The sequence below is a fragment of the Acidovorax cavernicola genome (genome assembly GCF_003581445.1).
Map to the genome: position 1 here is coordinate 1 of NZ_QXMN01000129.1, position 2,734 is coordinate 2,734.

Consider the following 2,734-nt stretch of genomic DNA (forward strand, 5'->3'; position numbering starts at 1 on the left):
GACGCAAGGCATCGTGGACCACGCGCTGGCGTTGCGCGGCCTCAAGCGAAACGTCGTCTGCACGGTGCCGGCGTTCTCGTCGGTACCGGTTGCATTGCGCCGGATCGCGGCGGTGGCAACCGTGCCTCGCGTGCTGGCCGAGTCATGGCGCGACGATTTTGGCCTGGAGGTCGCGGAGCTGCCCGTGGCCTTGCCAGAAATCCAGGTTGCCATGGTCAGCCACCAGAACCGCAACAGCGACTCTGCAGTTCAATGGCTGGGCAACTTGATCAAGGCGATCGCTCAGCCTCGAATTTAAGTTCTCGCGCTGGCAATGCTCGGTGCACCTGAGAGCTTGCGCAACCCGAAGGCTGGACCACGCTGGTGCTGGCTGGCACGGTGCTGCTCAACGGCAGCCAGGTCCGGCCTGCGGCCGAAATGGCCTGCCTGTCCAGCGAAGGCCAGGGCCTGCGCGTGGAAGAGAACTCGGATGCCAAGCTGCTGCTGGCGGGTGAGCCCATTGACGAGCCTGTGGAGGGTTACGCGCCGTTCGTGCTGAACAGCACCGAGGAAATTGCCGAATCCATCGCGGCATTCAACCGCGGCGACTTCGGACGGATGTAAGCTCGTCGGGGTACGACAATCCGTGCCTCACGTGGATCTCACACCTTGCACCAGAGCATTGCCCATGGCTTGGCTCCGACGAGTGCGTGACACCCATGCCCAAAGACATCCAGGGAAGTCACCGTATGGCCACAGAAGGCAACGCCAGCCAGCTCATCAGCATCGTCACCCTGCTCGGCGCAGCCGTGATTGCCGTCCCCTTGTTCAAACGCTTCGGGCTGGGCTCGGTGCTGGGTTACCTGGCCGGCGGTCTGGCCATAGGCCCCTATGGGCTGGGCCTGGTCGACGATGCCCAGACCATCATCCACGTCGCCGAGCTTGGCGTGGTGATGTTCCTCTTTGTCATTGGCCTGGAGATGAAGCCCTCCCATCTGTGGAGCTTGCGCGGACAAATCTTCGGACTGGGCAGCATGCAGGTGGTGCTGTGCGCGCTGCTGCTCACGGGCGTGGGCCTGGCATTTGGCTTCTCCTGGCAGGTGTCCTTCATCAGCGGCGCAGGCTTTGTGCTGACATCCACGGCCATCGTGATGCAGGTGTTGGCCGAGCGCGGTGACATCCATGCGCCACGCGGGCAACGTATTGTTTCCATCCTGCTGTTTGAAGACTTGCTGATTGTGCCCCTGCTGGCCATCGTGGCCTTTCTGGCGCCTGCCGACGCTTCGCTGGCGCCGTCTGCGCCGCTATGGCAGCGCATCGGCCTGGCGGCACTGGTACTGGCGGCTCTGGTGGCCGCGGGCCTGTGGCTGCTGAATCCCATGTTCCGCATCCTGGCAAAAGCCAAGGCCCGCGAGGTGATGACCGCCGCGGCGCTGCTGGTCGTGCTGGGCGCGGCCCTGCTCATGGATTTCGGTGGTCTGTCCATGGCCATGGGAGCTTTCATCGCTGGCGTGCTGCTTTCGGAGTCCACCTTTCGCCATCAGCTGGAAGCCGACATCGAGCCTTTCCGTGGCCTGCTGCTGGGCCTGTTCTTCCTCGGCGTCGGCATGGCGCTGAATCTGGAAGTGGTGGCCCTGAACTGGAAGCTCGTCATTGCCGGCGTGATCGCGCTGATGGCGGCCAAGGCCAGTTGCATCTACGTGGTCGCACGCTTGGCCAAGAGTTCGCATGCCGACGCCATCGACCGATCCGTTCTGATGGCGCAGGGCGGCGAATTCGCTTTTGTGCTCTTTGCCGAAGCCCTGAGGCTGCAGGTGATGACCCCGGAGATCAATGCCAACATGACGGCCATCGTCGTGCTGTCCATGGCCATCACGCCACTGGTCGTTGCCATCCATAAGCGCCATGTGCGTGCCGAGGCGGTAAAGCTCGATGGCGTGGAATCGCCGCAAGACCTGCAAGGCAATGTGCTCATCATCGGCTTCGGCCGCGTGGGGCAGATTGCCAGCCAGGGCCCACTGGCCCGAGGCGCACAGCTGACCATCATCGACAACGACCCCGATGTCACCCGCGCAGCCGAGCCCTATGGGTTCAAGGTGTACTACGGCGACGGTGCGCGCACCGACGTGCTGCATGCGGCGGGTGCGCAACATGCCCGGGTCATCATGGTGTGCGTGAACAGCAAGGCGGCCATCACCCACATGGTCGAGAACATCCGCCGCGAGTTCCCCCATGTGACCGTCGTGGTCCGCGCCACCGACCGCGAGCATGCGGTGGAGCTCGTCAAGCTGGACGCCAGGCATGTGATTCGCGAGACTTTTGAATCGGCCCTGGTGATAGGGCAGAAGGCCGTGCTGGCCCTGGGTGCCACGGAAGATGAAGCGGATGCCATCACGGCGCAAGTACGCATCCGCGACGCCGAGCGTTTTGAACTGGAAACCTCGGGCGGCACCTTTGCGGGCCGGGCCTTGCTGCTGGGAAACATTGATCGCATCGATACCGTGCACCATGCGGATCCCGCCGCCGATGGCGCCGGCACTGTTCGATAACAGCCTCTGGAGGTATCACCATGTCAGCACCCCATTTCCAACGTCTGGTCGCGCGTCTGTCCACCGCCCGGGGAAGACACTCCCATTCGCCGCGCACTGCCCCACGCCGACCGTCGCATGATCGGTGCCTGGTGCTTTCTGGACCATGCGGGTCCGGTGCAATTCGGCGCGGGACAAGGCCTGCATGTGGGGGCACACCCGCACAT

Annotated in this window: 2 protein-coding genes and 2 pseudogenes; all 4 read left to right on the forward strand. The window is 63.7% G+C overall.

What is annotated here, in order from left to right; genetic code table 11:
- Positions 1 to 298: LysR substrate-binding domain-containing protein (locus tag D3H34_RS31560; protein WP_286186517.1), on the forward strand; the 298-nt coding region annotated here is incomplete at its 5' end.
- Positions 299 to 348: 50 nt separating this feature from the next.
- A pseudogene (locus D3H34_RS31565) lies at positions 349 to 603 on the forward strand (pirin-like C-terminal cupin domain-containing protein); the annotation flags it as partial.
- Positions 604 to 728: 125 nt separating this feature from the next.
- The gene (locus D3H34_RS31570) at positions 729 to 2,528 is read left to right on the forward strand and encodes a monovalent cation:proton antiporter-2 (CPA2) family protein (RefSeq protein ID WP_119558746.1); all 1,800 of its coding nucleotides are present in this window, start codon (positions 729 to 731) and stop codon (positions 2,526 to 2,528) included.
- 84 nt (positions 2,529 to 2,612) lie between these two features.
- Positions 2,613 to 2,734 (forward strand): annotated as a pseudogene (locus D3H34_RS35020) (pirin family protein); the annotation flags it as partial.

Coding starts and splice junctions, on each gene's coding strand:
- D3H34_RS31570 (WP_119558746.1), top strand. CDS start 729: ATGGCCACAGAAGGCAACGCCAGCCAGCTCATCAGCATCGTCACCCTG.